7 protein-coding genes are annotated in these 6345 nt (G+C 43.3%); 1 reads left to right on the forward strand and 6 read right to left on the reverse strand.

Annotated elements, in window-relative coordinates; genetic code table 11:
• Positions 1-72 precede the first annotated feature (72 nt).
• The 4 genes from EYO21_00935 to EYO21_00950 all read right to left on the reverse strand — a co-directional run bounded on the left by EYO21_00935 (position 73) and on the right by EYO21_00950 (position 3838).
• Positions 73-1575 (reverse strand): T9SS type A sorting domain-containing protein, encoded by a 1503-nt coding sequence (locus EYO21_00935; protein ID HIB02379.1) that lies wholly within the window; start codon positions 1573-1575, stop codon positions 73-75.
• 223 nt (positions 1576-1798) lie between these two features.
• Complete coding sequence (locus EYO21_00940; protein HIB02380.1) at positions 1799-2155, reverse strand: hypothetical protein; 357 nt, start codon at positions 2153-2155, stop codon at positions 1799-1801.
• Between the two features lie 17 nt (positions 2156-2172).
• On the reverse strand, positions 2173-2397 hold the full coding sequence (locus EYO21_00945) for a twin-arginine translocation signal domain-containing protein (protein ID HIB02381.1): 225 nt from the start codon (positions 2395-2397) through the stop codon (positions 2173-2175).
• A gap of 16 nt (positions 2398-2413) precedes the next feature.
• A complete protein-coding gene (locus EYO21_00950; protein HIB02382.1) occupies positions 2414-3838 on the reverse strand; it encodes a M24 family metallopeptidase in 1425 nt (474 codons plus the stop codon).
• 211 nt (positions 3839-4049) lie between these two features.
• Here EYO21_00950 and EYO21_00955 point away from each other — a divergent pair, with 211 nt between their 5' ends.
• Positions 4050-4457 (forward strand): hypothetical protein, encoded by a 408-nt coding sequence (locus EYO21_00955; GenBank protein ID HIB02383.1) that lies wholly within the window; start codon positions 4050-4052, stop codon positions 4455-4457.
• 324 nt (positions 4458-4781) lie between these two features.
• Here EYO21_00955 and EYO21_00960 read toward each other — a convergent pair whose 3' ends face one another.
• Positions 4782-5771: a sterol desaturase family protein gene (locus tag EYO21_00960; protein ID HIB02384.1), complete on the reverse strand. Its 990-nt coding sequence runs from the start codon at positions 5769-5771 to the stop codon at positions 4782-4784.
• Between the two features lie 192 nt (positions 5772-5963).
• A complete protein-coding gene (locus tag EYO21_00965; protein ID HIB02385.1) occupies positions 5964-6287 on the reverse strand; it encodes a hypothetical protein in 324 nt (107 codons plus the stop codon).
• Positions 6288-6345: the final 58 nt, after the last annotated feature.

The following is a 6345-nucleotide window of genomic DNA, read 5'->3' on the forward strand; positions in this document are numbered from 1 at the left end:
TTTCTTCCTGATAAGAAAATTAATTGTATCGAATCAATTATTATAATAATCTAAATAGACTTACCCTCCAGTTTATTTCAAAAACAGCATTTTTCGTGTTACTTCATAATTCCCAGCCTTGATGTGAACCAAATAGACTCCTCCGCTTACTGTTCTCCCAAAATCATCCGTTCCATCCCAGACAATCTTTTTGTATCCCGCCTCTTCTGAACCGTTAATTAGGGTCGCTATCCTGAACCCCATGATATTGTAGATGGACAAGTTTACTCTGCTTTTCTCCGGAAGATCGTAGGCAATGGTCGTCACAGGGTTGAAGGGATTAGGATAAGAGTGGTTCAGCCCGAATTTCTCAGGATGTTTAGGCTGTTTGTCATTAGAAAGTTTTGCTGTGGCTACTGTCTTGTCATTGAACACAAGATATTCCACAGAGATGAGACTGTCTTCACCATCGATTCGCTCTGACTTGTCTTTTACTACTGTTTTGCCTTCATCGGTCTCAATTGAGTAATCACTATAGTTCCCCCTGAACATGACAGAGTCAACACCTTCTCTACCATCTATAACATTATCCCCGCGGTTCCCCACAAGAACATTACCCTGGTCATTTCCTACCAGATTGGTATTTTGTGAACCATTGAGCCTCACCTTAAGAAGGTATTGTGAGGCGTGTGTATAAGGAAGATTTTCATCAAAATTGATAGCGAACGTACCACTGAATGAGGAGTCTACCCACGCCGTGTATTGAAGGTAGGGATGAAAAAACATCTCCATCAGTTCCCAACCCATGGGATCTTCAGTCTTTATTTCGGAACGGTCGTGGGCAATATAAAGGCCCCACATTCCTTTGTCCGGCTCTTCTTCCCACGCACCCCATAGACCGTAATAACTATCAATAACAGATGCAAGGTATTCCTGAGTCAGGCTGTTTTCATCATCCAGTTCATTTACCCAGTTCATGATATCACTGTTGCTGGTTGCACCCATAGGCCATATCTGGTAATCATTGGCCATGGCATGATCTGTGGCGTTTCGGATCTCCACTTGATATTCAGACAGAGCCCCAGGCATGGAATTGTGGCCGTCCACACCGATCCCAGCATCGTGAACCAAATGCAGAATTTCTTCAAAAGTTGCGTCCCGGTGACCTTCATAAACATTGTTCATGTACCAGTCTGAACCCTCTACAGTTAATTCTTCCTCAAACAGCCACTGTCCTGGCAGGTCTGGCTCATTCCTCCCATCATCTCTACCATTAAGTAGTAACAAAATTGCTTCGTTGTCAGCCATGGCATTTGCCACCGCACTTTTATCATCACCATATTTGGATCCAGGAAAATCTGTGAGAAAATGCTCAAGCACATTCCTTGACCGTATGATCTGAGCCTGACTTATTGCCTCTTGCGCGGCGATGTGGATTGCGCCTCCATTGGGTGCTGTCACTTTTGTATAATAAACAAAACCCTCCTGCTTCCAGGCCGAATGAATATTTTCAGGTAAAGGCACTACCCCTGTTTCCGTACCGGTGATATCAATATTATCCGGTAAAGACTGGCTAACTAGAATAGAAAAACCCAATGAAAAAATACAAAATGATCGATATAAGATTGAGATAAGCAAATTACTGTTGGTTTGTACTCCCCATAGGATCCCTCTACACTTCGTTTCGCGGGACAGGTTCAAACCATGTAGATAACTCCCATATTGATCTGTACGCCGTAGCAGATTCTAGAAGTGTATACCCACTGGATTCACATCTGTAATCTTCCTGACAACGGCTGAGGCGTTCTTTCATACCGAGCTACTCAATCCACAGTTCCCGCTCCAGGTCTTTCCAGAATTCCACCCGCATCCGGCTGTGGATAAAGACTCCCTTATAATAGGGGTCGTTTTCTTTGTACTCCTTGTAGGGTCCCTCATAATCTTTCCGGCGGGTCTTGTATTTTTCGTAGTCAGTAAAACTGTCGTACTCCCAGATTATCATACGCCGCCCGGAATCATCACCCGCAGCGTGTTTTTCAAAATAGCGGACACTCTTCCATTCCGGGAACAATTCCCGATGTTCATTCACCCACTTGTACCAGCGATGCATTTCTTCATCGTGTTCCTTATGCTTGCCTTCAGCAATCAACCAGCTTTCAGCTTCAAATATAGCCATTTGATTCTCTCCTCTTCCTATTGTCCTTGGCGGATATTCCCGAATTCACTGCCGCACTCTTTCAATACTGCCTGGATGCGTTCTAGTTCAGGATGGTCACCGTGTAATCCCTGTTTACCACTGTAAGCCGGTAAAGCAGTACCGGCGGCAACCGCCCCGCCTCCAATGATCATGGTTTTCAGAAATTGTCTCCTGTTCTGCCCTCTATCAGGGTGTTTTAGTTCTTTTTCTTTATCAGGCATATTTACCTCCTTAGATTTAATAGGTCCATTTCATCAAATCTTCTGGGAAGGATTGCAGCATCCCCTTTTCCCGGACCAACTCTTCCAGTTCATCTAATTCTGATGGTAAAAATTCAGTGAAATTCTCATTGCCATCTTCGGTCACCACAATGGTGTCTTCATAGCGCAAATATAAATTTTCTTCCGGCACCCACATTTGAGGATCTACGGAAAATACATGGCCCACTTTTAATGGTCCATGGCGGTACGGCCCGTCATCATGGACGGCCAAACCAACAGGGTGAGATAAAATACCGCCACCTGTTCGAAGCATTTTTTCAGCTGCTTCCTGGTATATTTTTTTTGAAAACTTATACCGTTTCATTATTGGCTTCATTCTTTGCCGCGCCTCTTCCAAAACTTGTTCTGTCATGATCCCAGGCCTGATGATATCCAATACAACATTACGATATTCCAGAATAATCTGAAGTAATTCTCTCTGCCAGGGTTCATAGGTGCCATTCACTGGCCACATACGGCCAATATCACTGACATAGTACCTGAAGTCTGGCGCATAATCCATCAATACCATATCTCCGCTTTTCAATTGGCTATCGTTTCGATAATAATGTCCATTACTAATATTTGCTGTACCGGAAGCGGTAATGGATCGGTATGCCTCTAACCGGGCACCATTGATTAAAAACACATAACGGGCAATTCCATCCAGTTGGTATTCCCAAACGCCAGGCTCGGTACTTTTAATCGCTTCGATCAAGCCCAACCCGGCCAATTGAGATGCCCTGCGTATTAAGGCAATTTCATTTGGGCTTTTTACACTTCGCAGATTATCAATGATTGGCGTCAAGTCCTTCACTTCATTGCGTCGGTTTCGCGTTCGTAATAATTGTACCAGACGACCTTCTCGGCTAACCCGCCCATCCCAAGGATCTGCCGCAATCGATGCATTGGCAACTTCCAGTTCATACCGACTTTGCCCTTGCCCTTCCGCTGGAGTGAACATAGTATATATAACTGTTCCTCTATCTAAACCTGGAGGAAAATTCTCACGCATATCATCAGTAGAAAACACTGCATCTACACCTACCAGTTTTTTGATCAATATTTCATCGTCTGCGTTTAAGATTCGTCCCTCACTTCGTTCCAATCGTTCATTTCGTGGAGGCATATATAAGGTGACTTTTTTATCTCGACCATCTAGCAATATGTAGGCATGGGGTGTTTCAATACCGCTTAAATAGTAAAATGTGTTGGTTTGTCTTGGCATAATAAATCCATTGGATAAAGGAAATCCTTGGACAACAGCAACAGCCTCATCACCTATTTGTTCAAAAACACCTTTCCAACGTGCTTTGAACTCCTCTGGTGGAAAATCAACCTGGTAATGCTGACTCCATAACCCAGAAAAAACAATTAGTAAAAAAACGGATAGCTTCTTCATGAATCCCTCCTTAAGGATTGTTTGGATAAAATCATTATTAATGGATTCAATAAATTAAAATCAATATGTCTCTTCATTCATCTCCACCGTTCCCTCCTCACTTTCCAAGTTAACACTGGGAATTACCTTGAAAAGCATTGTAAGGGAAACTACCTTTCTGCAGACAAACTAAGTAGAGGTAGGAAGAATGACAATTAAAAGGGAAATAACAATGAATAAAAAACATACTGGCCTTGCTTTTTTCATCCTATTCTTGATGATGAGTGGGTATATATATGCTCAGGATGAGACAAAAAAACAGAAACCAAAAGATATCCAAATTGAAGGTGAAGTAGTAGACCTTGCTTGTTTCTCATCTCGTGGATCGAGTGGTGAAGGACATAAATCCTGCGCCACACGCTGCCTCACTCGAGGCACACCTGCCGGCCTGGTGGATCAGGATGGTAATATATTTGTGATTATTGCACCGAGTCCGGGGTACGCACCCTACGCCGCCCAAACCATTCGGTTGACGGGTAATGTGAATGAAGGCAGAGTCAGTCCCAAGAAAATGGAAACAAAAGATGGGGAAACCTGGATGGAAGTAGCACTAAGCGGAGGATCTCCAAAAAAGGACTAATCACTTGCTGCTTTAATAGCCAGTAACGTATCTCCCTCTTCCATCCCGACCGTCCCTCCGTTACTTTCCAGGAGTCCAATAAATTTTTGTTTTCTTTCCACATCCATACCCAAAAATATTTAAAAAAATATCGCCAATTTTATTTGGGATTGTTTCAATAGCAAAATCAAAGGGCAGTAGCAGTTCCACTAATTCCCAACCAATCGACACGGTCAAGAATAAAAGCCAGCCGATCTTGGTATATCGTGCAATTAAAAACCACATTATAATATGAATGATTGAATAATGGTTGATTACAGTCAAGATTCAATTGTCTAACTATATTTAAGTGCTTTGGGCACTGAGGTAATTGTTCCGGATAATTTTTGCTGTTTTATGTTCACCTGTATGGCTCCATCCAGGAGGCATGATCAAATACTTGACTTTATTTATAAAACCGGGCGCTATCATAATATCTTTGGCCAAAACAACAATATCACCAAAATAAACATCTAAAAAATTCCCTGAGTTTATATTACGAGAAATACCGTAATCAATTTTGATATCCTCCTGAACCTCCTGATAGGTCCCAAACACCTTATCCCAAATATTGAGAAGATTACAATAATTGGTGTCAATATACAGGGGATTCCTGCCATGGTGGATCCTGTGATGGGCTGGGGTGAGTATAAAATTATACAGAAACCCTAATTTCCCCTCTTTCATAAGGTTTTCCCCAACATGGATAAACGCACCGTAGGTGCCATCTACGAACATGATAAAAAATAAGAGTTCGGGCTGTACCCCCAGAAGTATGCAGGTGGTTGTTCGTATCATATCCGCATAAGGGGCTTCGAAAAAAAAGTGCGCATGGGTCACGGAGAGATTCATCTCCTCTGGAGCATGATGGGTTGAATGCAAACACCAAAACAAACGCACTTTATGAGCAAGATAATGGTATGCGAAGTGGCCCAGTTCCCAAACAACATAACCATAAATAAGCCAATACCAGGTAAAACGTGATTGGAAAGGGGCATATCTTTGAAAAAGACCAATACAATAACTCATCATTGCAATGGAAATAAACCGACCCACAAAACGGTTAAATACATAAATCAGAAAATTCACTTTATAAACTTTGGTCTGAGGTTTTTTATATATGAGGCCCAGGATTAGTTCAACGAGCAGAAGTAGAGGGATGATTGGGTAAATGAGCGAAACAATACCATCATAGGTCCTAAACATACTATAATCACCTACTTTGAGGATATTCCACGCTTGGATGATCCCCAAAAAGCCAACGATCTCATTATAAATTGTTTCTAATATATTCATGGGAAATGCATTGAAATGAAGATCCAATAGTCGGTATTATATGACATCATAAAACCTATTTTGCTAACCTAAGGCTAGATATAGGGAAAGTCAAACCTCAATCACATATGATGTGTCTTCTTCTTTCATCCCAACCGTCCCGAGGAACCGCCCTATGTCCGCGGTCTCTGATTCGATCGCCCGGTGCGCGGTTCAATCCGCCTCCCCTGCCGCTGCATTAGGTTGCTCTCGTGCGGCATTCTGAAACAGTTTGGCAGAACCCTGAAGCATCGCGACGAAGAACCCGTTCAGGAGAACAATCTCGGCCACGGAGCTGACGGGGCTGTGGTGTTTGCCCGCCATCAGCGCGATCACGATGACCAACGCCTGAGCGAATGCCGTCACAAACATCGCGCGTGCCATTCCTTGTGGTTGGAAGCGCGCGATGATAGCGCCGACGATTCCGATCAAGATCACCCCGAAATAGATCAAGTCGAAGGGGTCGCCCTCAACCCCGATCACCCCAACTGCACCCATCAGCCAGACGAGGATGAATGCTGACGCAAGCGCAAGGCCGACGGCGAATTTGTACGCG

It is taken from the genome of Candidatus Neomarinimicrobiota bacterium, from assembly GCA_012964825.1.
In the GTDB taxonomy this organism is placed as follows: Bacteria; Fidelibacterota; Marinisomatia; order Marinisomatales; family S15-B10; genus UBA2125.

What these genes read in the sequence shown, in the direction of transcription:
- EYO21_00965 (HIB02385.1), bottom strand. Translation starts at nt 6,287, where the DNA reads ATGGGTGCAGTTGGGGTGATCGGGGTTGAGGGCGACCCCTTCGACTTG.
- EYO21_00950 (HIB02382.1), bottom strand. Translation starts at nt 3,838, where the DNA reads ATGAAGAAGCTATCCGTTTTTTTACTAATTGTTTTTTCTGGGTTATGG.
- EYO21_00940 (HIB02380.1), bottom strand. Translation starts at nt 2,155, where the DNA reads ATGGCTATATTTGAAGCTGAAAGCTGGTTGATTGCTGAAGGCAAGCAT.
- EYO21_00960 (HIB02384.1), bottom strand. Translation starts at nt 5,771, where the DNA reads ATGAATATATTAGAAACAATTTATAATGAGATCGTTGGCTTTTTGGGG.
- EYO21_00945 (HIB02381.1), bottom strand. Translation starts at nt 2,397, where the DNA reads ATGCCTGATAAAGAAAAAGAACTAAAACACCCTGATAGAGGGCAGAAC.
- EYO21_00955 (HIB02383.1), top strand. Translation starts at nt 4,050, where the DNA reads ATGAATAAAAAACATACTGGCCTTGCTTTTTTCATCCTATTCTTGATG.